The organism is Kitasatospora sp. NPDC059973, from assembly GCF_042737525.1.
Classification (GTDB): Bacteria; Actinomycetota; Actinomycetes; order Streptomycetales; family Streptomycetaceae; genus Kitasatospora.
Map to the genome: position 1 here is coordinate 14207 of NZ_JBHWUI010000083.1, position 24728 is coordinate 38934.

At 74.6% G+C, this 24728-nt stretch carries 18 protein-coding genes, 3 tRNA genes and 2 pseudogenes; 13 read left to right on the forward strand and 10 right to left on the reverse strand.

The annotated features are described in order from the left end of the window. Positions 1 to 14: 14 nt before the first annotated feature. Positions 15 to 602, forward strand: a pseudogene (locus ACFWA9_RS22480) (ADP-ribosylglycohydrolase family protein); the annotation flags it as partial. 125 nt (positions 603 to 727) lie between these two features. Then, positions 728 to 790, forward strand: a pseudogene (locus ACFWA9_RS22485) (hypothetical protein); the annotation flags it as partial. 476 nt (positions 791 to 1266) lie between these two features. On the opposite strand, the gene ACFWA9_RS22490 reads toward ACFWA9_RS22485, so the two are convergent. After that, a complete protein-coding gene (locus ACFWA9_RS22490; RefSeq protein ID WP_380389223.1) occupies positions 1267 to 1995 on the reverse strand; it encodes a GNAT family N-acetyltransferase in 729 nt (242 codons plus the stop codon). Between the two features lie 691 nt (positions 1996 to 2686). On the opposite strand from ACFWA9_RS22490, the gene ACFWA9_RS22495 reads away from it, so the two are divergent. The 5 genes from ACFWA9_RS22495 (at position 2687) to ACFWA9_RS22515 (ending at position 9500) form a co-directional block, all read left to right on the forward strand. Beyond that, positions 2687 to 3631 carry a PAC2 family protein gene (locus ACFWA9_RS22495; RefSeq protein WP_352289789.1) on the forward strand — a complete coding sequence of 315 codons (945 nt, stop codon included), beginning with the start codon at positions 2687 to 2689 and terminating at the stop codon, positions 3629 to 3631. A gap of 144 nt (positions 3632 to 3775) precedes the next feature. Continuing rightward, positions 3776 to 4759: an SGNH/GDSL hydrolase family protein gene (locus ACFWA9_RS22500; protein ID WP_380389225.1), complete on the forward strand. Its 984-nt coding sequence runs from the start codon at positions 3776 to 3778 to the stop codon at positions 4757 to 4759. Between the two features lie 122 nt (positions 4760 to 4881). Next, positions 4882 to 6192: a deoxyguanosinetriphosphate triphosphohydrolase gene (locus ACFWA9_RS22505; RefSeq protein WP_329487526.1), complete on the forward strand. Its 1311-nt coding sequence runs from the start codon at positions 4882 to 4884 to the stop codon at positions 6190 to 6192. Between the two features lie 53 nt (positions 6193 to 6245). After that, positions 6246 to 8153: a DNA primase gene (gene dnaG, locus ACFWA9_RS22510; protein ID WP_380389228.1), complete on the forward strand. Its 1908-nt coding sequence runs from the start codon at positions 6246 to 6248 to the stop codon at positions 8151 to 8153. Positions 8154 to 8333: 180 nt separating this feature from the next. After that, positions 8334 to 9500, forward strand: a complete 1167-nt coding sequence (locus ACFWA9_RS22515) for an RNA polymerase sigma factor (RefSeq protein ID WP_380389230.1) — start codon at positions 8334 to 8336, stop codon at positions 9498 to 9500. On the opposite strand, the gene ACFWA9_RS22520 is transcribed toward ACFWA9_RS22515, so the two are convergent. From ACFWA9_RS22520 to ACFWA9_RS22535, 4 genes are all read right to left on the reverse strand, one after another. Further along, positions 9497 to 10558 (reverse strand): DUF2690 domain-containing protein, encoded by a 1062-nt coding sequence (locus ACFWA9_RS22520; RefSeq protein ID WP_380389232.1) that lies wholly within the window; start codon positions 10556 to 10558, stop codon positions 9497 to 9499. The two genes, ACFWA9_RS22515 and ACFWA9_RS22520, sit on opposite strands and share 4 nt — an antisense overlap. Positions 10559 to 10971: 413 nt before the next feature. After that, entirely contained in the window at positions 10972 to 12375 is a 1404-nt protein-coding gene (locus ACFWA9_RS22525) for a glutamate decarboxylase (RefSeq protein ID WP_352289774.1), read from the reverse strand. 112 nt (positions 12376 to 12487) lie between these two features. Further along, the gene (locus tag ACFWA9_RS22530) at positions 12488 to 13921 is read right to left on the reverse strand and encodes an FGGY family carbohydrate kinase (RefSeq protein ID WP_359802936.1); all 1434 of its coding nucleotides are present in this window, start codon (positions 13919 to 13921) and stop codon (positions 12488 to 12490) included. 107 nt (positions 13922 to 14028) lie between these two features. Continuing rightward, a complete protein-coding gene (locus ACFWA9_RS22535) occupies positions 14029 to 14325 on the reverse strand; it encodes a hypothetical protein (RefSeq protein ID WP_380389248.1) in 297 nt (98 codons plus the stop codon). 245 nt (positions 14326 to 14570) lie between these two features. On the opposite strand from ACFWA9_RS22535, the gene ACFWA9_RS22540 reads away from it, so the two are divergent. Beyond that, positions 14571 to 14643 (forward strand) — tRNA-Asn (locus tag ACFWA9_RS22540). A 61-nt stretch (positions 14644 to 14704) separates the two neighbouring features. Beyond that, positions 14705 to 14777, forward strand: a tRNA-Asn gene (locus ACFWA9_RS22545). A 154-nt stretch (positions 14778 to 14931) separates the two neighbouring features. Here ACFWA9_RS22545 and ACFWA9_RS22550 read toward each other — a convergent pair. After that, positions 14932 to 15675, reverse strand: coding sequence for a trypsin-like serine peptidase (locus ACFWA9_RS22550; protein ID WP_380389234.1), 744 nt, complete (start codon positions 15673 to 15675; stop codon positions 14932 to 14934). Positions 15676 to 15778: 103 nt separating this feature from the next. Beyond that, complete coding sequence (locus ACFWA9_RS22555) at positions 15779 to 16624, reverse strand: trypsin-like serine peptidase (protein ID WP_380389236.1); 846 nt, start codon at positions 16622 to 16624, stop codon at positions 15779 to 15781. Positions 16625 to 16816: 192 nt separating this feature from the next. On the opposite strand from ACFWA9_RS22555, the gene ACFWA9_RS22560 reads away from it, so the two are divergent. Continuing rightward, a tRNA-Ile gene (locus ACFWA9_RS22560) sits at positions 16817 to 16890 on the forward strand. 193 nt (positions 16891 to 17083) lie between these two features. On the opposite strand, the gene ACFWA9_RS22565 is transcribed toward ACFWA9_RS22560, so the two are convergent. Continuing rightward, a complete protein-coding gene (locus ACFWA9_RS22565; protein WP_380389238.1) occupies positions 17084 to 19135 on the reverse strand; it encodes a hypothetical protein in 2052 nt (683 codons plus the stop codon). 242 nt (positions 19136 to 19377) lie between these two features. Here ACFWA9_RS22565 and ACFWA9_RS22570 point away from each other — a divergent pair, with 242 nt between their 5' ends. Next, a complete protein-coding gene (locus ACFWA9_RS22570) occupies positions 19378 to 20313 on the forward strand; it encodes a 1-aminocyclopropane-1-carboxylate deaminase/D-cysteine desulfhydrase (protein WP_380389240.1) in 936 nt (311 codons plus the stop codon). A 114-nt stretch (positions 20314 to 20427) separates the two neighbouring features. On the opposite strand, the gene ACFWA9_RS22575 is transcribed toward ACFWA9_RS22570, so the two are convergent. Together ACFWA9_RS22575 and ACFWA9_RS22580 are read right to left on the reverse strand one after the other, a co-directional pair. Beyond that, positions 20428 to 21981 carry an LCP family protein gene (locus ACFWA9_RS22575; RefSeq protein ID WP_380389242.1) on the reverse strand — a complete coding sequence of 518 codons (1554 nt, stop codon included), beginning with the start codon at positions 21979 to 21981 and terminating at the stop codon, positions 20428 to 20430. Between the two features lie 171 nt (positions 21982 to 22152). After that, positions 22153 to 22617, reverse strand: coding sequence for a MarR family winged helix-turn-helix transcriptional regulator (locus tag ACFWA9_RS22580; protein WP_380389243.1), 465 nt, complete (start codon positions 22615 to 22617; stop codon positions 22153 to 22155). A gap of 127 nt (positions 22618 to 22744) precedes the next feature. On the opposite strand from ACFWA9_RS22580, the gene ACFWA9_RS22585 reads away from it, so the two are divergent. Continuing rightward, positions 22745 to 23770, forward strand: a complete 1026-nt coding sequence (locus ACFWA9_RS22585) for an NADP-dependent oxidoreductase (protein WP_380389245.1) — start codon at positions 22745 to 22747, stop codon at positions 23768 to 23770. A gap of 355 nt (positions 23771 to 24125) precedes the next feature. Next, positions 24126 to 24620: a DUF3145 domain-containing protein gene (locus tag ACFWA9_RS22590; protein ID WP_329487504.1), complete on the forward strand. Its 495-nt coding sequence runs from the start codon at positions 24126 to 24128 to the stop codon at positions 24618 to 24620. Positions 24621 to 24728: the final 108 nt, after the last annotated feature.

Here is a 24728-nt window from a genome sequence, read left to right on the forward strand (position 1 = left end):
ATGGGCTGGCCGCGATGACTTCCCTCCACACCGGTCCCGCGCTCGACGCGCTCAACGGCCTCTCCGTCGGCGACGCCCTCGGCGCCCAGTTCTTCGTCCCCGAAACCGCCGCGGCCCACTTCGCCGCCCGCACCGCCCCGCCCGGCCCCTGGCCGTGGACCGACGACACCGAGATGGCCTGCTCGGTGTACGCGGCCCACACCGAACGCGGGGCCCTCGACAGCTTCGACCTCACCTACGCCTTCGCCTGCCGCCACGACTTCGACCGGGGGTACGGCCCGGCGGCCAACCGGCTGCTGCGGCTGATCCGCGAGGGCGGTGACGCCCGGGCCCTGGCCGCCGAACTCTTCGACGGCCAGGGCTCGTACGGCAACGGCGCCGCGATGCGGGTGGCACCGCTGGGGGCCGCGTGCGCCGCGGACCTGGACGAGGTCGTCCGGCTGGCCGCCGCGACGGCGGTGATCACCCACACCCACCCGCAGGCCGTGGACGGCGCGATCGCCGTCGCGGTGGCGGCCGCCCTCGCGGTGCGCGCGCGGGCCGGGGAGGTGACGCCGGAGGCCTTCCTGGCGGCGGTCCGCCACCACACGCCCGCCGGCGCCGTCCGGAACGGCCTGACGGAGGCGGTCGGCCTGCTCGCCGAGCCGGGCGCCGGTGTCGAGGCCGCCGCCCGGGTGCTCGGCAACGGGAGCCGACGAGCGCCGCCGACACCGTCCCGTACGCGCTCTGGTGCGCCGCCCGGCGGCTGGCCGACTACCCGGCCGCCGTCCGGGAGGCGATCGCGGCCGGCGGGGACATGGACACGGTCGCCGCGATCACCGGCGGCGTGGGTGGCGGCGCGCACCGGTACCGCCGGCATCCCGGGGGACTGGCTGGCCGCCCGGGAGCCGTTGCCGGCCTGGGCCTTCCCGGAGCCCGGCGGCGTCCCGGACGGCCCAGGCCGCGACGGCATGCTGGTGCCGCGCCCGCATGCCGTCCCCGACGTGGTGTGGACGGACGCGCAGTGGCAGCGGCTGCGGACCGGCCCGTCGTCGGCCGCCCTCGACCCCCGGTTGGGGCGCGTCCACACCCGCGACGGCGCCGTCCGGCTGTGCCACCGGAGCGGCTACGCCGTCTGGGAGGTCGCGGTCGCCCGGGTCCGGGGCGGCTGGCGTCCGGTCTCGGCCGTCGTGGAGGCCGCCCCCGGCCGCTGGTCGCCGCCGGCGGGCGCCGGCCCCGGGCTGCTCGCCCGGCTGCTGGAGCACGCCGCGACCGGCGGGCCGCCGGTCAGGCCGTGATCAGCTGCCCAGCACCGCCGCCGTGTCTAAGGCACTCCTGGTTGAGCGCGCGTTCCGGGGCGCTCGGCGAGGTGGCGGCGGCGATCCGCAGCTCGATGATGTCCCGTACGGCGGGCCACTCGGAGTCGAGGATCGAGTAGAACGCGGTGGAGCGCACCACCCCGTCCAGCCCGCGCGAGTGTGCCCGGCGGACGCCCTCGGACGTCGCGCCGAGGCGCTCGATCGCGGCCCGGGAGCGCAGGTTGCGGGCGTCCGCGCGCATCGAGATCCGCTGCACCCGCCACTCCTCGAAGGCGTACCGCAGCATCAGCAGCTTCGCCTCGGCGTTGACGCCGGTGCCCTGGGCACGCGGGGAGAGCCAGGTGTTGCCGATCTCGGCGGCGTCCGGGACGGCCGTGGCCGGATCGCCGAACGGCACGCCGGGCACCGGCGGCCAGACGACCGGGCCCTGCCAGTAGTCGAGTTCGAGGAACCGGGTGGAGCCGACCACCCGGCCGTCCGCGAGGTTCACCGTCGCGAACGGCAGCGCCCGGCCCGCGGCCCGGTCGGCGAGGGCGCGCGCGATGTAGTCGCGGGCCGCTTCCAGGCCGTGCGGGACGGGGGTGAAGGCGTAGGTCGTACGGTCCTCGGCGCCGGCCTCGGCGATGGCCTCGGCATGGTGCGCGGCAAGGGGCTCCAGCCGCACGGTGCGGCCGGTGAGGATGACAGGTACGGGCACGGAACCATCGGTCCTTCATCGGTCGGAGGGCGCGTCCCGCGCCGGGGTGCGGCTCGGGCTGCGTGGACGTTCGCCCCGGCCCCGGAATCCGCCCGCCCGGGACCGCGCACGCCGGAGGACCGGTCGGGCGGGGTGGGGGCGGCGGCCCCGGAGGCGGGCAGCGCGGTGCCGGAACGGACACGGGTCGACGGACCGGTCCGGCGGGATGGGCGAGGGGACAGTGTGCGTCCGCGAGATGGCCGAAGAGGAAACGTGAGCGCGAAGGGGAGCAGGCGGCCAGATGAAGGCAAGATGCGTCGTGGGTGACTGGCCGAGCACCGGGCCGGGACGTGATCGACGGCGTTACGGACGACGTGACGACGACGCGGCGATGCGAGGCAGCGAGAGGACGATACCCGCCAGAAGGCGGTGCGTCACCTCGCGGCACACGAATGGGCGCGCGGGCCTTCCGGACGCACGCCCGGGAGGGGCTTCGGGCGCCCGTGACCAGCGGGTTTGCCGCCGGGTGCGATCATGGTCCGGAGGGCATCGCGGCGCGCCGCCGGGGCACCCCGGCGGGTCGCCGGGCGTTCCCCGGGGAAGCGGCCGCGCGACGGCCGCGGCCGGCGGGAATTCCGGCGGCGTCCGGCACGCTGGAGACGACGACAAGCCGGTACCGGTCGACGAGTAGAGAACGGGGTGTGGGTGCGCGGTGCGTGATCCCCAGGAGCTGTACGAGCTGGATCAGCAGGGCGTGGCCGCCGTGGCCGCGGCGAAGGCCGCGCTGGCCGACACCGGCGCGGGCCTGGTGCTGCTCCACCACTTCGAGGGCTTCATGGACGCCGGCGAGGCCGGCGGCCAGGTGGTCGCCCACCTGCTGGAGGAGGGCGAGCCGCAGGTGGTGGCCCGCTTCGACCACGACCGCCTGGTGGACTACCGGGCCCGCCGCCCCGCGATGCTGTTCGACCGCGAGCACTGGGCCTCCTACGAGCCGCCGGAGATCCTCCTCCAGCTGGTCCACGACGCGGCCGGCTCGCCGTTCCTGCTGCTCACCGGGCCCGAGCCGGACGTCGAGTGGGAGCGCTTCGGCGCCGCCGTGCGCCGGCTCGTCGAGCGCTTCGAGGTCCGGCTCACGCTGGACTTCCACGGCATCCCGATGGGCGTGCCGCACACCCGCCCGGTCGGCCTGACCCCGCACGGCACCCGGCTGGACCTCGCCGCCGGCTACCCGCAGTGGTTCGAGCAGGCCCAGGTGCCGGGCAGCGCGCAGGCGCTGCTCGAGTACCGGCTGGCCGAGGCCGGGCACGACGTGCTGGGCTTCGCCGTACACGTGCCGCACTACGTGGCGCGCTCGGCCTACCCGGCGGCCGCGGTGCTGATCCTGGAGGCCGTGCAGTCCGCCACCGGCCTGGTGCTGCCGGGCACCCGGCTGCGTGAGCGGGTGGGCGAGGTGTACGCCGACATCGAGGAGCAGCTGGCCCACGGGGACGGCGAGTTGCGCTCCGCGATCCGCGGCATGGAGGGCCAGTACGACGCCGTCGCGGGGGCGGAGGGCCGGGAGAGCCTGCTGGCCGAGCCGGTCGACCTGCCGTCGGCGGACGAGCTGGGCCGGCGCTTCGAGCAGTTCCTGGCCGAGCACGAGCGCGGCCCGGAGTAGTCCGCGCGCCGGCGTCCGCCGGACTCTCCGCCCCGGGCGGGAGAGTTCGGGCGCCGTCGTTCGTTGGCGGTGAGGTGCCCGGGGGACGGGCCGCCGTGAAGAGATCGCGTCGCCGGCTCCGGCCCCCGGGGGGATTCCATGTCCGTGTCCACACGCCCGACCGCGGTTCTGGCCACCGGGCTGGCCGCGCTGCTGCTGGCCGCCTGCAGCGGCGGCGGCGGTGCCGCGGGTACCGCTGCCCGGTCACCGGGCGGCCCCGAGCCGGTGCGGGCCACCCCCACCCCGACCCCGCTCCCCACCGGCCCCTACGTCGCCCTCGGGGACTCCTACACCTCCGGGCTGAAGATCGCCCCGCAGGTGGGCGAACCGAGGGGCTGCGCCCGCTCGGCCGTCAACTACCCGTCCCTGGTGGCGAAGGCCCTCGGCCTGGCGGACGACCGGTTCAAGGACGTCAGCTGCAGCGGTGCCCGCACCGGGGACCTCACCGGCTCCCAGGAGACCGACGGCGGCGGGGTCAACCCGCCGCAGCTGGACGCGCTCTCCCCGGCCACCCGCCTGGTCACGGTCGGGATCGGCGGCAACGACGCCGGGTTCATGGAGGTCGTCGGCGAGTGCGCCAAGGAGAACCTGGCGGACGTGGTGAAGAGCCTGATCGGCTCGGGGCGGGCGCCGGCGCCGTGCAAGGACCATTACGCCTCCGCCGGCGGCGCCGCCGACCAGGTGCAGCGCAAGGTGGACACCGCCGGCGAACGGCTGGGCCAGGTGCTGCAGGAGGTCAAGCGCCGCTCCCCGCAGGCCCGCGTCTACGTGGTCGGCTACCCGGTGCTGCTGCCGGCCGACCCGGCGAGCTGCGTACCGGTGCTCGGCCGGGCCCTGGCCGCGGCCGACCTCGGCTTCATCGCCGAGAAGGAGCAGCAGTTGAACGCGATGCTCAAGCGGCGCGCGGAGACGGCGGGCGCCGTCTTCGTGGACGCGGCCGCGCCCTCGGCCGGTCACGACATGTGCGCCGGCGAGGCGGCCCGCTGGGTGGAGCCGCCGTTCCCGGCCCCCGGGCTGGCGGCGATCCACCCCAACGCGAGGGGCCAGGAGGGCGTGGCAGCAGCCGTGTTGAAGGCCGTCCGGGGCTGAGCCCCCGCCGGCTGGGGCCGGTCCGGCACCCGGCCGGACGGCCAGGGTTCACGTCCCGGCCCGCACCCCTTCGCGCGCGGCACATCCCGGCTGTCGGAGCGGCGGCGTACGGTGATTGGCATATGGACGACACTGCACACCGCCTCCCCGACGCCCCGTTCCCGTACGACCACGCCGCCGAGGCCCGCTGGGTGCCCGAGCCGGACAAGCGCCCGGGCCGGACGGCCTTCCAGCGCGACCGCGCCCGCGTGCTGCACTCCGCGGCCCTGCGCCGACTCGCCGGCACCACCCAGGTCGTTGCCCCGATGCGCAGTGACTTCCCCCGGACCAGGCTCACCCATTCGCTCGAATGCGCCCAGGTCGGGCGGGAGTTGGGCGCCGCCCTCGGCTGTGACCCGGACCTCGTCGAGACCGCCTGCCTGGCCCACGACATCGGCCACCCGCCGTTCGGCCACACCGGCGAGGAGGCCCTCGACCAGGCCGCCGAGGCCTGCGGCGGCTTCGAGGGCAACGCGCAGTCGCTGCGCATCCTGACCCGCCTGGAGCCCAAGCGCTTCGCCCCGCAGGACGAGCAGCCCGCCCGGCTCGCCCCCTGGCCCGGCCGCAGCGTCGGCCTCAACCTGACCCGGGCCGCACTGGACGCCGCCACCAAGTACCCCTGGACGTACGGCGCGCACCCGGTCGACCCGGCCTCGTCCAAGTACGGCGTCTACGCCGACGACCTGCCGGTGTTCCGCTGGCTGCGGGCCGGCACCCCGCCCGGGCGCAAGTGCTTCGAGGCCACCGTGATGGACTGGTCCGACGATGTCGCCTACTCCACCCACGACGTGGAGGACGGCCTCCAGGCCGGCCACATCGAGCCGGCCGTGCTGCGCGCCCCGAGCGAGCGCGCCGAGCTGTTCAAGGTGGCCGAGCGCTACGCGCCGGACGCCGAGCCCGAGGAGCTGGCCGCCGCGCTGGACCGGCTGCTCGGCCAGGAGTGGTGGCCGAGCGCCTACGACGGTTCGGCCCGCGCCCGAGCCGGGCTGAAGGACCTCACCAGCCAGCTGATCGGCCGCTTCTGCCTGGCCGCCGAGCAGGCGACCCGGGCCCGCTACGGCCCCGGCCGGCTCAGCCGGTACGCGGCCGAGCTGGTGGTGCCGCGGGACGTCCGGCTGGAGTGCGCGGTGCTCAAGGCCGTCGCGGTGCGCTTCGTGATGCAGCGCGACGAGCAGGCCCAGCTCCGGGCCCGCCAGCGGATCGTGATCGCCGAGCTGGCCCACGTCCTCGCCGAGCGGGCGCCCGAGGGCCTGGACCCGGTCTTCGCCACCCTCTACCGCGAGGCGGAGGACGACCGCGGCGCCCTCCGTGCGGTGATCGACCAGATCGCCACCCTCACCGACGCCTCCGCCCTGGCGCTGCACGCCAGACTGGTGGGGCCGCCCCGGTCGTGAGGAGGCCGCCCCGGCGCGGTCGGTAACCCGCGCCGCCCCAGTAGACTTCCGGGGTGGCCGGGCGGATCAGGGACGAAGACGTACAGGCGGTGCGGAGCGCACTGCCGATCGACGTGGTGGTCGGCGACTACGTACAGCTCACCAACGGTGGCGGTGGCGAGTACAAGGGCGTCTGCCCGTTCCACGACGAGAAGTCCGCCTCCTTCTACGTGAACCCCGCCAAGGGCGTCTTCCACTGCTTCGGCTGCCAGGAGAACGGCGACACCATCGCCTTCCTGATGAAGATCGAGCACTTCACCTTCGCCGAGGCCGTCGAGCGGATGGCCGCCCAGGCCAACATCACGCTCCGCTACGAGGAGGGCGGCTACAGCCCCCGCCACCAGCAGGGCGAGCGCACCCGGCTGGTCGAGGCGCACAAGGTGGCCGCCGCCTGGTTCCGGGAGCAGCTCGGCTCGCCGGAGGCCGAGATCGGGCGGCGCTTCCTCGCCGAGCGCGGTTTCGACGAGGCGGCGGCGGCGACCTTCGGCGTGGGCTACGCCCCGGCCGGCTGGGAGAACCTGGTCCGCTACCTGCGGGGCAAGGGCTTCAGCGACAAGGAGATCCTGCTCGGCGGCCTGGCCTCGCAGGGCCAGCGCGGCGGCCTGATCGACCGCTTCCGGGGCCGGCTGGTCTGGCCGATCCGCGACATCGCCGGTGAGACGGTCGGCTTCGGCGCCCGCCGGCTGCGCGAGGACGACAACGGCCCGAAGTACCTCAACACGCCCGAGACGCCGATCTACAAGAAGTCCCACGTGCTGTACGGCATCGACCTGGCGAAGAAGGAGATCGCCAAGTCGGGCCGGGCGGTGGTGGTCGAGGGCTACACCGATGTGATGGCCTGCCACCTGGCCGGGGTCACCACGGCGGTGGCCACCTGCGGCACCGCCTTCGCCGAGGACCACATCAAGATCATCCGCCGGCTGCTGATGGACACCTCCCAGTACCGCGGCGAGACGGTCTTCACCTTCGACGGCGACGCGGCCGGCCAGAAGGCCGCCCTACGGGCCTTCGAGGACGACCAGAAGTTCGCCGCCAAGACCTCCATCGCGGTCAGCCCCGGCGGCATGGACCCGTGCGACCTGCGCCTGGCCAAGGGCGACGAGGCGGTCCGGGAGCTGATCGACAACCCCGTCCCGCTGTTCGAGTTCGCGCTGCGTTCGGCCGTCGCCCGGCACCGGGTGGAGAACCCGGAGGGCCGCTCGGCGGCCCTGGAGGAGGCCGCGCCGATCGTCGCCAAGATCAAGGACCGCTCGATCCAGCACGAGTACGCCGTCCGGCTGGCCGGCATGCTCGGCATCCTGGACGAGCAGTTCGTGGTCCGCCGGATCTCCCAGCTGGCCCGCTGGGAGCGCGAGCGCCAGCAGAACCCGCGCGCCAACGGCCAGCAGCGCCGCCCCGAGCAGGCCCAGCCGGTCCGCTCCGCCCCGCCGGCCTTCCGGCTCAACCCGCGGGACCCGGCCCAGTTCGTCGAGCGCGAGCTGCTCAAGCTGGCCCTGCAGCACCCGGACCTGGTCAGCCCGGCCTTCGACCACTACGGCGAGGACGAGTTCCCCACGCCGCCGTACACCGCCGTGCGCCGCGCCATCGGCCAGGCCGGCGGCGCCGCGTACGGGGCCACCCTGCCCGACTTCACCAGTACGGTCCGCGAGGCGGCCCCGGACGACCGGGTCCGTTCGCTGGTCACCGAGCTGATCGTCGAACCGGTGCGCTCGCGCCGCAAGGTGGACGCGATCTACGCCGGGGAGTTCCTGGTCAAGCTGCGGCTGCTGGCGGTCGACCGCCGCGTCGAGGAGGTCCGCGGGCACCTCCAGCGGCTCGGCACCCGGGCCTCCGCCGAGGAACTGCACGCGGTGCAGACCGAGCTGTGGCAGCTCCAGCAGTACGGGCAGAGCCTGCGCAGCCGGGGCGCCGCCGCGCTCTGACGCCGGGTCCGGTCCGGCGCCGGCGCGGGTGCCTCCCGGAGGAGCGGCCCTCGCGGCCCGCCGGAGAAAGTCCGCGCACGAGTCTCGGCCACGAAGCGTGGCGTACCGCACACTGGAGGGCGTCCCACCTCCGTCCAGCGCGCGGGTCCGCCAGAGTCGCGCCCGCCCCGAGGGATGCCCGTGGACCAAGGCCTAGCCGCGACCGCCCGCCCGACCACCGATCCGCTCGCCCCCCACGACGACGACCACGGCCGGGCCGGCCCGCCGCCCGCCGACGGTGCCCGGGTGCCCGCGCAGGGCCTCCCGGAGGGCCACCCCGTGCCCGCCGACCCCGATCCCGATCCCGTGCCCGCCGCCGGTCGGGCGGCGGAGCCGGGGGCCGAGGCCGAGCCGGACCTCGACGCCGAGCCCGACCCCGGCCCGGCGGCCGCCACCGGCCCGGCGGCGGACCTCTTCCGCCAGTACCTGCGCGAGATCGGCCGGATCCGGCTGCTGAACGCCGCCGAGGAGGTGGAGCTGGCCCGCCGGATCGAGGCCGGCCTGTTCGCGGAGGAGCGGCTCAACCGCGAGCCGCCGCCCCCCGACCCGCTGGCCGGGGAGCTGGACACCCTGGTGGTGACCGGGCGGATCGCCAAACGGCGGCTGATCGAGGCCAACCTGCGTCTGGTGGTCTCGGTCGCCAAGCGCTACATCGGCCGCGGCCTCACCATGCTGGACCTGGTCCAGGAGGGCAACCTCGGCCTGATCCGGGCGGTGGAGAAGTTCGACTACGCCCGCGGCTACAAGTTCTCGACCTACGCGACCTGGTGGATCCGCCAGGCGATGAGCCGGGCGCTGGCCGACCAGGCGCGGACGATCCGGGTGCCGGTGCACGTGGTCGAGCTGATCAACCGGGTCGTCCGGGTGCAGCGCGCGCTGCTCCAGGAGAGCGGGACCGAGCCGGGCCCGGCCGAGATCGCCGTCGCCCTGGAGCTGACCGAGGCCCGGGTGCGCGAGCTGCTCCGGCTGGCCCAGGAGCCGATCTCGCTGCACACCCCGGTCGGCGAGGAGGACGACGTCGCGCTCGGCGACCTGATCGAGGACGCGGACGCGGCCTCACCGGCCGAGTCCGCCACCTTCCTGCTGCTGCGCCAGCACCTGGAGGCGGTGCTGGCCACGCTGGGGGACCGCGAGCGCCAGGTCGTCCAGCTCCGCTACGGCCTGGACGACGGCCGCCCGCGGACCCTGGAGGAGATCGGCGTGCTGTTCGGCGTGACCAGGGAGCGGATCCGCCAGATCGAGTCCAAGACCCTGGTCAAGCTCCGGGAGCACGCCTTCGCCGAGCAGCTTCGCGGCTACCTCGACTAGGAGCTGGGCACCGGGGCGGCGGGGGTGGCCGGCGGCGAGGCCGGGCCGATCGGGATCGGGGTCGAGGCGATCATCTCGGCCAGCCCGGAGACGCCCGCCGTGCAGGCGTCCCCGGCCGGCTGGTGGCCGCAGACCCGGAAGGTGGCGTTCGGGTCCGCCGCGTTCACCATCGCCGAGTAGTTGTCGTAGCCCCAGTGGATCAGCGCCGTCTCGGTCTCGCCGCCGCTGCTGGTGATGGTCGCCCAGTCGTCCGGCGCGCCCTCGGTGATGGCGGCCCAGGCGGCCTGGCAGCGCTGGCTGTAGCGGAGGTAGATCACCACCTTGCCGATGTTGCCGGTCAGCAGGGTGCGGGCGTCGGCGCCGCAGCCGGTCGCCTTGGGGTCCTTGTGCGAGCAGCCCATCGCCTGGCAGGACGACTCGGTCGGGGCGGTCCGCGCGGTCGGGGTGGCCGTGGTGGCCGTCCCGGACCCGGTGACCTGGGCGACGGCGGCCGGTTCGGCGCCGTCGCCGCGGGTGTAGTGGACCCCGGCCAGCACCATCAGGGCGGCCACCGCGGCCGCGCAGCCGACCAGGGCGACCGGCCGCCGCCACCAGCGGACGGACGGCGCCGGCTCCGGCCGGTCCTCGACCACCGGTTCGGCGCCGTCGGGCTCCGCGGGTTCCGCCTCCGGCTCCGGGGCCGGGTCCGCCCCGGCCCCTTCCACCGCCGGCTCCTGGACCGCCGGGCCGTCCGGGTCCGGGTACGCCTGCGCCGCCGTGTCCGCCGGAACGCCGTCGGCGCCGGCCGCGTCCCGCGCACCCGCCGCGGTCTGCTCCCAGAGCGCCCGCAGCGCGGGGCCGTCGCACTCGACCGCCCTGATCAGGGCGTCGAGCGCCTGCTCGGTGATGACCCGCTTGCCGTTCAGCCAGCGTTCCCAGGAGGCCCGGCTGTAGTGGGTCCGGGAGGCGAGCTCGGAGAGCGAGAACCCGGTGGCGTCCTTGACCGCACGGAGCTCCTCCGTCAGGCGCCGCGCGGGCACGGAGAGGTCGTCCGGCAGTTGCTTCCAGGCGGAGCCCATTCGGTCAGTCCCAACATCGGAGGCGGGCGGCGGAGGCGCCGGAAGGGCCTGAAGGGGCTCCGGCCCGGGCCGTGGGGGCCGCTCCCGTGTCTCCAACCTCATCGGCATGTTGTCCCAAACACCAGGTCCTGGCCCTGAGACGGACGGAAGTGTCTCACAACCCCGGCTGACGCTCGAACAGGTGCCTGGTCGTCATGCAGAGTTCTCTCACCGGTGCGTTTCGCGGTCCGGATGTTTCGTCCGGACACCGCTTTGCAGGCCGGTCCCCGACGTCCCGATCCCCCACCGGACATGGCAGCCTCGCGGGGGGAGGCTGCCCCGTCCGAGGGACGTAAGGCGGGGGAGGGCGCTTCTGTGCGCCCTCCCCCGCCGTGCTCACGGGCCCGCCCGCGCCCGCCTCGGCCGAGCCGGTGTCAGTGGTGGAAGGCCGTCCTGGGCGGCACCCCGTACTCCTTGAGCGGGCGGGGCTGGCTCCGCAGCTCCGGCAGCAGCCGGTCGAGGTCGGCGAGCAGCAGGTCGGCCAGGTCCCGGGAGAAGCCGTTGCGGCAGACCACCCGGAGCACCGAGAGGTCCTCCCGGTCGGCGGGGAAGGTGTACGCCGGTACCTGCCAGCCGCGCTCGCGCAGTCTCCGCGAGACGTCGAACACGTCGAAGGTCACCTCCTCGGAGGTGGTGAAGGCGAAGACCGGCAGTTCGTCGCCCCGGGTCAGCAGCCGGAAGTCGCCGAGCGCCTCGATCTGCCCGGCCAGGTAGACCGCGACCTCCCGGCAGGCTCCCTGGACGGCCGTGAAGCCGCTGCGGCCCAGCCGCAGGAAGGTGTAGTACTGCGCGATCACCTCCGCGCCGGGGCGGGAGAAGTTCAGCGCGAAGGTCGGCATCTCCCCGCCGAGGTAGTTGACCCGGAACACCAGCTCCTCGGGCAGCGAGTCGTGGTCCCGCCAGAGCGCCCAGCCGACCCCGGGGTAGACCAGGCCGTACTTGTGGCCGGAGGTGTTGATCGAGGCGACCCGCGGCAGCCGGAAGTCCCAGACCAGCTCGGGGTCCAGGAAGGGCGCGACCATGGCGCCGGAGGCGCCGTCCACGTGGACCGGGATGTCCAGCCCGGTGCGCTGCTGCAGCGCGTCGAGGGCGGCGCTGAGCTCCGCCACCGGCTCGTAGGAGCCGTCGAAGGTCGAGCCGAGCACGGCCACCACCCCGATGGTGTCCTCGTCGCAGAGCGCCAGCGCCTCCTCCGTGCCGAGGTGGAAGCGCTCGCCGGCCATCGGCACGAGGCGGGCCTCGACCTCCCAGAAGGTGCAGAACTTCTCCCAGCAGACCTGGACGTTGACGCCCATCACCAGGTTCGGGCGGGCGCCGGCCGCGTACCGGTCGGCGTTGCGCTTCATCCAGCGCCGCTTGAGGGCGAGGCCGGCCAGCATGCAGGCCTCGCTGGAGCCGGTGGTGGAGCAGCCGACGGCGGTGCTCGGGTCGGGCGCGTGCCAGAGGTCGGCGAGGATCGCCACGCAGCGCCGCTCCAGCTCGGCGGTCTGCGGGTACTCGTCCTTGTCGATCATGTTCTTGTCGAGGCACTCGGTCATCAGCCGGGTGGCCTGGACCTCCATCGACGTGGTGACGAAGGTCGCCAGGTTGAGCTTGGCGTTCCCGTCCAGCATCAGCTCGTCGTGGATCAGCTGGTACGCCGTGTCGGCTGCCACCGGGCCGTCGGAGAGGCGGTGCAGCGGCGGGGCCAGCTCCATCGCGCTCAGCGGGTCGGCGGAGCCGACGAACGGATTGACGGACAGCCGGCGGTCGTCGCCGGTCCCCTTGTGCAGCGCCATGTGCTCCTGTCGCCCTTCGCTCCGGTTACCGCGTCGCCCCTCACGCTGCCACCGGCCGCCGGAAGGCGCATCTCCACGACGCGGCACGCCCGCTCCCGGGCCGCCGGGCGGATCAGGCGGCCGTCTCCGGGTGGATCTGCTCGCGGGCGGCCCGGTACTGCTGACGGACCGCCGAGCCGACCGGCAGGTCCTGCTCGGCGTCCGGCGTGACGGTGACGGCCTCCGGCAGCTCCCAGCGCGGCGGTTCGGGGGTGCCGGCCAGCGCCCAGGCGGCCTGCCGGGCCGCGCCGCGCGCCGCGTGGGCACCCGGCGGCGGCACCACGACCGGGATGCCGAACAGCTGCGGGGCGATCTGCCGCACGGCCGGCAGCCGACCGGTGGCGCCCAGTAGGAAGACCCGCTTCACCCCGACGCCCTGGGCGCGCAGCACGTCCAGCGCGTCCGCGATGTTGCAGAGCATGCCCTCGACGGCGGCCCGGGCCAGGTGCTCGGGGGTCATCGACTCGGCCCGGAGCCCGGTCAGGGTGCCGGCCGCGTGGGGCAGCGCGGGCGTCCGCTCGCCGTCCAGGTAGGGCAGCAGCACCAGGCCGTACGCGCCGGGGGAGGAGCGCAGGGCCAGGTCGCTGAGGCCGTCCAGGTCGCAGCCGAGCATCGCCGCCGTGGAGCGGAGCACCTGGGCGGCGTTCAGGGTGGCGACCATCGGTAGGTGGCGGCCGGTGGCGTCGGCGAAGGAGGAGACCAGCCCGGTGGCGTCCACCACGGCCTGCTCGTTCACCGCGAAGATCGTCCCGGAGCTGCCCAGCGAGACCACCGCGTCGCCGGGCCGCAGGCCCAGCCCGAGCGCGGCGGCCATGTTGTCGCCGGTGCCGGCCGAGATCAGCAGGCCCTCGGGGGTGTGCCCGGCGGGTTCGGCGGGGCCGAGCACGTCGGGCAGCCTCAGCTCGTGGCCGAGCGCGAGCTCCACCAGGTCCTGCCGGTACTCACCGGTGATCGGCGACCAGTAGCCGGTGCCGGAGGCGTCGCCCCGGTCGGTGGTGCGCCGCTTGGGATGGCCGAGCAGTTGCCAGACCAGCCAGTCGTGCGGCAGCAGCACCTCGGCCACCCGGCGGGCGTTGGCCGGTTCGAACTCGGCCAGCCAGCGCAGCTTGGCGATGGTGTACATCGGGCCGGGGACGGCCCCGATCGCCGCCGTCCAGGCCGCCGGGCCGCCGAGCGCGTCCAGCAGCGCGGCGGCGGCGCCGCTGGAGCGCGGGTCGTTCCAGAGGATCGCGGGGCGGACCAGGACGCCGCCGGCGTCCAGGCCGATCATGCCGTGCTGCTGCGCGCTGACGCCGATCGCCCGGACGCCCTCCAGCAGACCACCGGCGGCGGCGTCCCCCAGCGAGTGCAGCCAGACCTGCGGGTCGGCCTCACCGGCCCGCAGGTCGGCCGCCTGCGGCACGGGGTGCGGCGCCTTGCCGGACCGCAGCACCGCGCCGGTCTCGCTGTCGCACGCGACGATCCGGGTGCGACCGGTCGAGCTGTCTATCCCCGCGACGATGGCCATGTCGAGATCATGCCTCAGCGCACGTCCGGACGCTGCCAGGCCCGGTAAGTGTTGCTCGTTCGGTACCGCTCCGGAGCCGCGCCGGCCTCCCCGCCGTCACCGCGCGGTCACGGGCGGAAGGTACCCCAGCTGTCGTCCTCGACCCGGGTGCGGTTGAAGTACGACACCCGGTCGGTGACGGCGTTCGGCAGCTTGTCGCCGACCTTGTCGGCGACGGCGCCCGCCGCCTTCCCGGCCACCACGCCGGCCTGCTGCTTGGCCTTGTCGGCCGCGCTCTGCACCTTGGGGTTCCGGGCCACCTGCCGGGTGGCCTTGGCGATCTGTTCGTACCGCTGGCGCCCGGCCCGCGAGCCCAGGATGTAGCCCGCCGCGAGTCCCACGGTCAACGACAGCTTCCACATGATCGGATTCCACCCTCTCCTGGCGGCCATTGCCGCAATGCTCTACCCGTTCAGCGGGGCGGCGAACCGTCCGCGCTCCCCAGCATCCCCGGGTGCCGCGCCGGGCGCGCGCGGGGCACGCCGGGCAGGGGGTCCGCCGGGGCGGCCGGGGAAAGCGATTGGCGGACCACCCCCCCGAGTGCGCTAATGTATGTCCCGCAGCGAGCGCCGAGGAGCCCGGGGAACCGGGGGCCGAAGCGGAAGCTCGATCCCCCATAGCTCAATTGGCAGAGCAGCCGACTGTTAATCGGCAGGTTATTGGTTCGAGTCCAATTGGGGGAGCTCAGGTGGCGGGCCTTCGGGTCGGCCGTCCTGGCCGTGGTGCGACTGTGGTCCACCGCGATCCCGCATAGCTCAATTGGCAGAGCAGCCGGCTGTTAACCGGCAGGTTTTTGGTTCGAGTCCAAATGCGGGAGCTTCACCGGGCCCGCCCGGTGAGTGCTCAGAGCGAAGGCCCCCCGGTCACCGGGGGGCCTTCGTGTTTCCCCGACTCGACCCGACTCGACCCGACTCGACCTGACCCGACTCGACCTGACCCGACCGGGCCGGGCCGGATCGGGGCAGTCGGGGTCAGGCGGTGGCCTGCCGGTACAGCTCGGCGACCCGCTCGTCGAAGGTGACGCTGTACGAGGTGCCCGGCGTCTCGCCGCCCTCCTGGTAGCCGCCGATCACGCCGACCACCGCACCGGTCGTGGTGACCCAGGGGCTCCCGCTGGTGCCGTCGGTGTAGCCGCCGCAGTCGAAGCGCTCCTGGGTCGGACTCTGTGAGCGGGTATGTGCCGAACAGGTGATCGGTTCATCGCTTCCATTGGGATAACCGGTCACCGAGACGGCGAGGCCGAAGCCCTGGCCGGTGCCGAGCGGGTTGCCGCCGACCGCGTCCTCGATGTCCCGCCCGCCCGCCGCCCGCAGGGTGACGAAGGCCACGTCGTACTCGGGGTCGTCGTCGGAGGCCCAACGCGGATCCACGGTGATCGACTCGACCGGCCAACTCCCGTACGGCGAGTACCCGTTGCGATAGCCGGGGGTGAACACCAGGCCGTCCAGCAGGCCGATCCGGCGGCTCTGCACGCAGTGCGCGGCGGTCACCAGCAGATTGCGCCCGGGGCTCTGCACCACGCTCGCCGTACAGGCCCGCGGGCCCTGCGGGGTCCGCACCGAGAGGGTGCCGATCCGGTCGCCCACCGGGCTCCGCGGCGCCACCTCGGCGGTCGGCGCCCGGTCGCTCCCGCCGCAGGCGGCGCCGGCCAGCAGCAGGGCCGCCAGGGCGGCCGCCTGGGCCGCGCGCGCGGGCCGTACCGGGCGGGAGTCCATCGGGGCTCCGTCTCGTCCTCGGGGCGGGCCCTGCCGGTCCTGCGGTCCGCCGTTCGTGAGGAAGATCTACCAGGCCGGGCGCGGCGGCGCCAGCCCGGCCCGGTCAGCCCGTGGCCCGGTCGTAGAGGGCCCGCACGCGGTCGCCGAAGTAGCAGCTGTACGAGGTGTCGGGGCTGTTGCCGCCCTCCTGGTAGCCACCGATCACGCCGACCACGGTCCCGGTCCGGGTGTCCGGGTCGAAATCCGTCACCCAGGGGCTGCCGCTGGTGCCGCCGGTCCAGTCCGGGCAGTCGATCCGCAGCTGGGAGGGGCTCTGTTCGGAGGTGGTGTTGCTACAGGTGATCGGGACGTCGCTGGCGCCGGGGTAGCCGGTCACCTTCACCGGCAGCCGGTGGCCGCGGTCGACGCCCAGCCGGTTGGCGCCGAGCACCTGCTGCACCTGCCGGCCGCCCTGCGGCTGGACCACGGCGAAGGCGACGTCCACGTCCGGGTCGGCGCCGTCCTTCCAGGCCTGGTCGACGGTGACGGCCAGCAGGGGCCAGACGCCGCTCGGGGTCTCGCCGTCCCGGTAGCCGGGGACGAAGACCAGGTCGCCGCGCTGACCGAGCTTCGGGTCCCAGACGCAGTGCGCGGCGGTGACGATCAGGTTCAGCCCGGCGCTGTCGACCACGCTGGCGGTGCAGAAGTGGTCGCCGTCCGCGTTGCGCGTGAAGACGGCGCCGACCAGGCCGTTGAGCACGGTGGGCTTGGCGGTGCGGGTGACGCCGGTGTGCCGGGCGAGCGCGCCGCGCAGCCGCTCGCTGCTCCAGCCGTGGCTGTCCGCGGGGGCCGTGGCCGGGTGGGAGCTCACCGTCGGGGTGGCGCCGCCGGGGCCCGCCGCCGTGGTGCAGCCCGCCGCCGCCAGGACCGCCAGCGCGGCGCCGGCCGCCGCCAGCTCACGTACCGTCATCCGCCCAGGCTCCCGGGGCCGCCACGGGCCCGCCAGCGGGGCTGCTCCGGCCGGGGAGGCGTGAGTGTCCGGGCGCACCCATGTGCGCCCCCGGCGCGCACCACGGGTGATCGACCGGCTATGCTGCCCGGGACGGCCTTCCGGGGCCGTCTGCTGCTGCCGTGACCGGGTCACCGGCGCGCGCGGCGAACCGGGGCGGTAGCTCAGCCGGTTAGAGCAGGGGACTCATAATCCCTTGGTCGTGGGTTCGAGTCCCACCCGCCCCACCTTTCGCCCGGACGACCGGGCTTGACCAGGTGTGGTCATCTGCACGAACTCTAGTGACCGGCGACGGCGGCGACTGTACCGACAGGCCGGGAATCACCCGAATAGGGCCGCTTCGAAGCCACGTTGACGCCCCCGGTGGCCCATGGGCCACCGGGGGCGTTCCGCTGTCGGGCGTGGCGGCCCGCTCCGCCGTCAGCCGAGCCGGGCCGGCTCCACGACCAGGTCGCCGTCGCCGTCCTTGCGGAGCACGGAGACGGCCAGCTCCGGGTGCTTGCCCCCGGCGGTCAGGACCCGGAGGTCGGCGAGCAGCTGGGAGGAGTCGTCGACGAAGAACCTCAGCGGCTCCGGGGAGGTGGCCGCGAAGTCCAGCACGTCCTGGGCGCTGCGGCGGTGCAGCGCCCACTCCCAGGCACGCCAGGAGCGGCCCTGGTCACGGTTGAGCACGCCGAGCCAGAGGTTGTCCTCGGCCGATCCCCAGTCCTCCACCGTCTCGCCCCAGGCGCGGCTCCCGGCGAGGGAGACCGCCACCCGGCCGTCCCCGGCGCCGCTCGCCTCGATCACGGCGACCCGCTCGGCGACGCCGGGGCGGGCCGCCTCGCCGCGCAGCAGGTCCCGGCCGGCGCTGCCCGCCCAGCCGGTCCGCCCGCCGTCCGGCTGGGCGTTGCTGACGACGGTGAAGGTCAGGCAGCCCGCCACGGCCACCACGGCCGCGCCCGAGCGGAGCCGGGCGGCGCCCGTTCCGCCCGTCGTACCGGGGTGCTGCCCGGCCAGCGCCCGGCGGCCGAGCATCGGCAGCAGCGCGGCGGCGAAGCAGATCAGCCCGACCACCAGCAGCTGGTGGAGCATCTTCTCGTAGAAGTAGGACGTCACGCCGACGGTGGCCAGCTGGTACTCCATCACGCCGAAGCAGAGCAGCGAGACCGCGGTGAGCGAGAGCAGGGCCACCCGGCGCGGCCGGTTGGCGCGCGCGCCGCGCGTCAGCAGGGCGGCGAACGCGGCCACCACGAGCGGCAGCAGGAGGTGCCGGCTGACCGGGCCGATGCCGCCGGGCAGCGTCAGGACGTCCGCGGAGCCGGCCGACTGGTGGTTGACGTACGGCGGGAACAGCGCGAGCGCGCCGCCGAGCAGGGCGACCGGCAGCACGGTCGCCCAGTGCCGGAGCCAGCCGCGCCGGTTCACCACGGCCCAGGCGAGCACCGTGGCGGCGGCCGCCGGGAGCAGCAGGTAGTGGCCGAAGGAGACGCCGACCGTCAGCGCGGCCAGCACGGCGACCTGCTCGCGGGTGCGGTCGAGCGGGCGGATCGCCAGGCCGACCAGGAGCGCGAGCAGACCGAGGGCGAAGAGCTCGCTCAGGAAGCCGCGGCTGTGCAGACGGGGCAGCTCGGCGACGATCAGGTAGGCGGTGGCCGGGACGGCGAGCGCCAGCCCCCGCCAGCCGCGCAGCGCGGGCCCGGCGGCGCGGCGCACCGCCCACAGGACGGCTGCCGCCAGCGCGGCCGTGACCAGGGTGAAGAGTGTGACGAACAGCGACGCCTGGGCGAGCGGCGCCCCCCGGTCGGTGCCCCCGTGCAGGAAGCTGGTCACCACCGCCAGCGTCAGGTGGCTGCCCTGCGGGTAGGTGCCGAGGCCCAGCGTCACGGTGTCGAACGCCGCGTCCCGCTGCAGGGAGGCGAGACCGCCCAGGCGCAGGATGGTGTCGTAGAGGGCCGCGTGGCGGCCGAGGTCCTCGGCCTCCAGGACGGTACCGAGGCGGCCGACGGCGTCCCGCCGCAGCAGTGGGTAGAAGAGGAACACGGCGGCCGCCGTGGCGCCGAGGAGCACCGGGCGGTCGCGGACCGGGACGACGCGGCGCAGCCGGGCGCGCAGCGGCTGCGGGCCGGTGGGCGCTTCCGGAGGCCGGACCAGCCGGAGCGCGGCCAGCGGGAGGGCGGTGGCCTCCGCCAGCGCGACCGGGTGCAGGCCCCAGGGCCAGTAGCTGGTCAGCAGGCTGAGCGCGCAGGCCCAGCCGATCAGCAGGCCACCGGAGATCATCAGCCGGTCGAAGGCGGAGGCCCGGGAGCGGATCAGCGACGCGGCGGCGAACCAGACGAGTGCGAAGGTCACCAGGTCGGCCGAGGCCAGGTGGAGGACCGGCGGGAGCCCTAGGAGGGCGGCGGCGAACCAGAGCTGCCGGGAGTCCGGGCGGCGGCGGTCCCGCGGAACGCGGAACCGTCCACCCCCGGCGGAACCCTGTCCCGTCGTCACCGGATCCTCCACAGATCTGACGGGCGTCGCGATCGACATCTATCCCCCATGGACATGATGAAAAGTTGAGAATATTGAGCAGTAAGTATGAATATCCGTGCCAGCACTAGTGTGAGCCATGGTGCGTGTGCTCAGCGCACCGGGGAGGCCCGGGCGGGCGACCCCCCGCGCCCCGGCCGGACCGCTGTCCCGTCCGGCCCGCGGCCGCAGGGGCGTCGCCGTCGGCTCCGTATCCTGGCCCGATGCTCGAACCCGCACTGCTGCCGACGCCGCTGACGGACTGCACCGACGAGGCGTTGGCGCGGGCCGGGGTGGAGCTCCGGCTCAAGCGCGACGACCTGCTGCACCCCACGGTGCCGGGCAACAAGTGGCGCAAGCTCGCACCCAACCTGGCGGCCGCCGTGGAGCAGGGGCACACCCGGCTGCTGACCTTCGGCGGCGCCTACTCGACCCATCTGCGGGCGGTCGCGGTGGCGGCCGGCGCGCTCGGGCTGGAGAGCGTCGGGCTGGTGCGGGGCGAGGAACTGGCCGGCGCCCCGCGCAACTGGTCGCTGCGGGCGGCCGAGGCGGCGGGCATGCGGCTGGCGTTCCTGCCGCGGTCGGTCTACCGGGAGACGGCCGGCCGATGGGCGGCCGACACCGGGGTCGAGGCCGCTCTGCGGCGGCGCTGGGGCCCGTGCCTGGTCCTGCCGGAGGGCGGCTCCAACGCCTTGGCGGCGATCGGCGCGGCGGCCGTCCCGGCGGAGCTGCCCGACCTCGGCGCACGGGACGTGGTCTGCTGCCCGGTCGGCACCGGCGGCACCCTCGCCGGGATCGCGGCCGGACTGCCGCCCGGCGCGCGGGCGCTCGGCGTGGCGGTGCTGCGCGGCGGCGCCGGCTACCTGGAGGGCGAGGTCGCCCGGCTGCACCGGGCCGCGTACGGCCGCGAGTTCGACAACTGGCGGATCGACCACGACCACCACGGCGGCGGCTACGGCAAGGTGCCGGCCGCGCTCGCCGCCTTCGCCGAGGACTTCGAGCGGCGTCACGGGATCGCGCTGGAGCACCGCTACGTCGCCAAGCTGCTCGCCGCCCTGACGGAGCTGGCCGCCGCCGGTGCCTTCCCGGCCGGCACCCGGCTGACCGCGGTGGTCACCGGCCTGCCCGACCCGCAGCAGGGCCGGCCCTCGCCGACCTGACGGGCCCGGGACGCCCGCTGGCGCGACCACGCGTCCCCGGCCTTCCGGCGGGAGGTGTCGCCATCGCACGGATGTCCTCCGCCCGCGCCGCACGGACCCCGACGCCGCCGCTCCCTAGCCGAAGGTCAGGTTGGCGCAGGGGTCGGTGTCGGCCCCGCGGGCGTTCTCGGCGATGCCGGTGGGGACGCCGGTCGGGGTGCCGGTGGCGGCGGCGCCCGGTGCGGCCGTCCGGTCGGCCGCCGGCCCGGCCGGGGCGCCGGGGGCACCCGCGACACCGGGGGTGCCCGGGACGGGCCCGGTGGCCGCGGTGGGGTGGTAGTCGCGGCCGAGCGTGATGACGATGCCCCCGGCGCCCGGCTCCTCGACGGACCGGGCCTGCGGGAAGATCAGCGCCAGCTGGTCGGCGGCGGTCTTGAAGGCCGGGTCGTACGCGATCTCGGTGCGCAGCCGGCTGCCGCCGGTGGCGTCCAGGGTGATGTTCTGGAAGCCCTTGGCGCGGACCGCCTCGGCGCCCTTCCCGGCCAGCCCCGGGGTGCCGACCCCGTTGACCACGGTGATCGGTACGGCCGACTGCTCGGGCGAGAGCGCGGTGGGCGAGGCGTCCGGGGCGGCGGAGGGGGAGGGCGGGGCGGCGGCCGGGTCGGCCGCCTGGCCGGTGCTCTGCCCGTCCAGGGTGCGGTCCTCGCGCAGCAGCTTCCAGAGGGTGTCCACGTCGGGGTGGACCAGCGCGACCCGTTCGCCGGAGAAGCGCCAGGGGGTGGTGACGAAGGTGATGTCGGAGAGCTTGATGCCCTGCAGCGACTGGGCGAAGTCCACCAGCTTCATCGCGGTGCCCAGGCCCTCGTCCACGGTGAGCGAGCGGGTGGCGGCGTCGGCCAGCGGGAGCAGGGTCGGCAGCGAGAAGCCGAGCCCCTGGATCTTGCTGATCATCGCGGAGAGGAAGGCCTGCTGGCGCTTCATCCGCCCGATGTCGGAGTTGTCGCCGAAGCCGTACCGCGCCCGCAGGTAGTCGACCGCGGGCTGCCCGGAGAGCTTCTGCAGCCCCTTCCTGAGCTTGATGTTGTGCGAGTTCACGTCGTTCGGGACGCAGACGTCCACGCCGTTGATCGCCTCGGTCATCGCGGCGACGCCCTTGAAGTCGACCACGATGGTGTGGTCCACCCGCAGGCCGGTGAGCGCCTCGACGGTGTTCTGCGTGCAGGCGGGGTTCCCCTGGGGGAACTCGCCTATGGTGAACGCCGAGTTGAACATCTGGTTGGTCCGGGGCTCGGTCCACCGGCCGCTCGGCAGCTTGCAGGCCGGGATGGTCACCAGCGCGTCGCGGGGTATCGAGACGCCGACGGCGTGCTTGTGGTCCGCGTAGACGTGCAGCAGGATCGCGGTGTCCGAGTGGCCGACGCCCTCCTCGCCGCCGCCGAGGTCGGCGTTGCCGTCGGTGCGGGTGTCCGAGCCGAGCACCAGGACGTTGACCGGGACGGACGCGCCCGGGGTGACCGGGACGGGGGCCGGCGGTCGCTCGGTCGCGACCCCGCCCGCGTCGAAGGTGGTGATGTTGCTGTCCAGCCGGTGGTAGAACCACGCCCCGGCCCCCGCCACCGACAGCACGAGAACGGCGGCGAGGCCCACGGCGGTCTTCACGATGCGCCGCCGGCGCGAGCTGCTGCTCATCCCCCGGGCCCCCCGTCTCCTGATGTCGTCCCCGCACGCACCGGCCCATGGGCAGGCCCGTGCGAATCTCGAACGTTAGACGTTTCGGGGGAGGGTTCGGTTACAGCCGACGGGCGGCCAATTCGGCCGGATCGGCCCCGGGGCCTGTGATGCTTCTCACCCGGCCGCTTCTCACGCGCCGGGGCCGGAGACTCCCGCCAGCATCCGGCGGAGCAGGTCGCGCAGCGCCGTCCGCTCGTCCGGGCCGAGCGCGGCCAGCGGTTCGCGGGCGAAGTTCAGTGACTCGCGCAGCTCCTCGGACGCGGCGGAGCCGGTCTCGGTGGCGGCGACGAGCTTGACCCGGCGGTCCTGCCGGTCGGCCTCCCTGGTCACGAAGCCGCGCGACTCCAGGCGGTCGACGATGCCGGTGATGTTGGAGGGCTCGCAGCTGAGCGTCTGGGCGATGTGGCGCATCGGCATCGGTCCGCGCCGCAGCAGGGCGAGGACCTTGGCCTGGGCGCCGGTGAGCGAGCGGGCGGCGGCGGCCTCCTCGTACTCGCGGTGGAAGAGCGCGACCAGATTGGCCATCAGGTCGACGACCTCACGGGTGATCTCGTCGGGCTGCGGCGTGGCGGCCCCGGTCGGCTGGGTGTCCATGGGTGACAGTCTACCTGAACAGTTGACAACCTGAACCTTTCATGTCCATCGTTACTTCAGTCGCTCAACCTTTCAGGTCGCGCGGCATCACCGGGGGACCACCCAGACACCTCAAGGAGCACCACCGATGGCAACGCAGGAAGCGCCCGCCACCGCCCGCGAATGGCACCTCGCCGCCCGCCCGCAGGGCTGGCCGGTCCCGACGGACTTCGCCCTGGTCGAGGCGCCGGTCCGGACCCCGGGCCCCGGCGAGATCCTGGTGCGCAACGCCTACCTCTCGGTCGACCCCTACATGCGCGGCCGGATGAACGACGTGAAGTCCTACGCCCCGCCGTTCCGGCTCGGTGCGCCGATGGACGGCGGCGCGGTCGGCTACGTGGTCGCCTCCGCGGCCGAGGGCTTCGCCCCGGGCGACGCCGTGCTGCACGGCCTGGGCTGGCGCGAGTACGCCACCCTGCCCGCCGAGCAGGCGGTGAAGGTCGATCCGGCCGCCGCACCGCTCTCCGCCTACCTCGGCGTCCTCGGCATGACCGGTCTGACCGCCTACGCGGGCCTGCTCGCGGTCGGCGGCCTCAAGGAGGGCGACCGGGTCTTCGTCTCCGGCGCGGCCGGCGCGGTGGGCTCGATCGTCGGCCAGATCGCCCGGCTCAAGGGCGCCTCACTGGTGGTCGGCTCGGCCGGCTCGGCGGAGAAGGTCGCCCGGCTGGTCGAGGACTTCGGCTTCGACGCCGCTTTCAACTACAAGGACGGCCCGGTCCACGAGCAGCTCGCCAAGGCCGCCCCGGAGGGCATCGACCTCTACTTCGACAACGTCGGCGGCGACCACTTGGAGGCCGCGATCGGCGCGCTCGGCGTGCACGGCCGCGCGGTGCTCTGCGGCGCGATCGCCCAGTACAACGACACCACCGCCCCGGCGGGCCCGCGCAATCTGGCGCAGGCGATCGGCAAGCGGCTGCGCCTGGAGGGCATGCTGGTGCGCGACCACGCGGCCCTCCAGCCGCAGTTCGTCGCCGAGGTCGGCGGCTGGCTGCGGGAGGGGAAGCTGCGCGAGGAGCAGACCGTGGTGGACGGCTTCGAGAACACCGCGGAGGCCTTCCTGGACCTGCTGCGCGGCGCCAACACCGGCAAGATGGTGGTCCGCCTGGACGGCTGACGCCGGATCGGCCCGTCGACCGCCCCGCCGCCCTCCCCGGGCGCGGGGCGGTTTGCGTACCGGGCGCAGGGAAGCGGGCCGCACTACCGCATTCCGGCCCGATCCGAAAGTGCGTCAGTCATGGTGCGGGACGGCGCGGTACGGTGGTCCCGCCCGACGATGGGGCCGTTCGGGGGAGAGATCCCACCGAGGGGTGGACCTCCTTGGGGATTCGATTAGCATTGAGCGAAAGCCTGTCCGTTTTGCTCAATTTAGTGGCTTAATGTCGGCTAACGTGGGTAACTGTGGATCAACTACAGGCGCGAACGCGAGGCAGCTGGGGAAGGCGACCCTCGTCCACAGCCTGGAGGTCCCGGTGACGACACGTGGAGTCCTGTACGTCCACTCCGCGCCCCGCGCGCTGTGCCCGCACGTCGAGTGGGCCGTCGCGGGGGTGCTCGGTGTGCGGGTGAGTCTGGACTGGATCCGCCAGCCGGCCGCGCCCGGGCACTGGCGGGCCGAGCTCTCCTGGCAGGGAGAGACCGGTACGGCCTCGAAGCTCGCCTCCGCGCTGCGCGGCTGGCAGTTGATGCGGTACGAAGTCACCAGTGAGCCCTGCGCCACGGCGGAGGGCGAGCGGTACAGCAGCACACCCGCGCTCGGCATCTTCCACGCCGTCACGGGCATCCACGGCGACATCCTGATCCCCGAGGACCGGCTCCGCGCCGTCCTGCTGCGGGCCCGCAGCGAGGGGGCCGACCTGGAGGCGGAGATCGCCCGGCTGCTCGGCAAGCCCTGGGACGACGAACTGGAGCCCTTCCGCTACGCCGGCGAGGGCGCCCCGGTGCGCTGGCTGCACCAGGTGGTCTGAGGCAGGTGCTCTGAGCCAGATGGTCCGAGCCAGGTGCTCTGAGCCAGGTGGTCCGGGCCGGAGCCGTCCGGCCCGGACCATGACGAAGGGGCCGGCGCTCGTCACGAG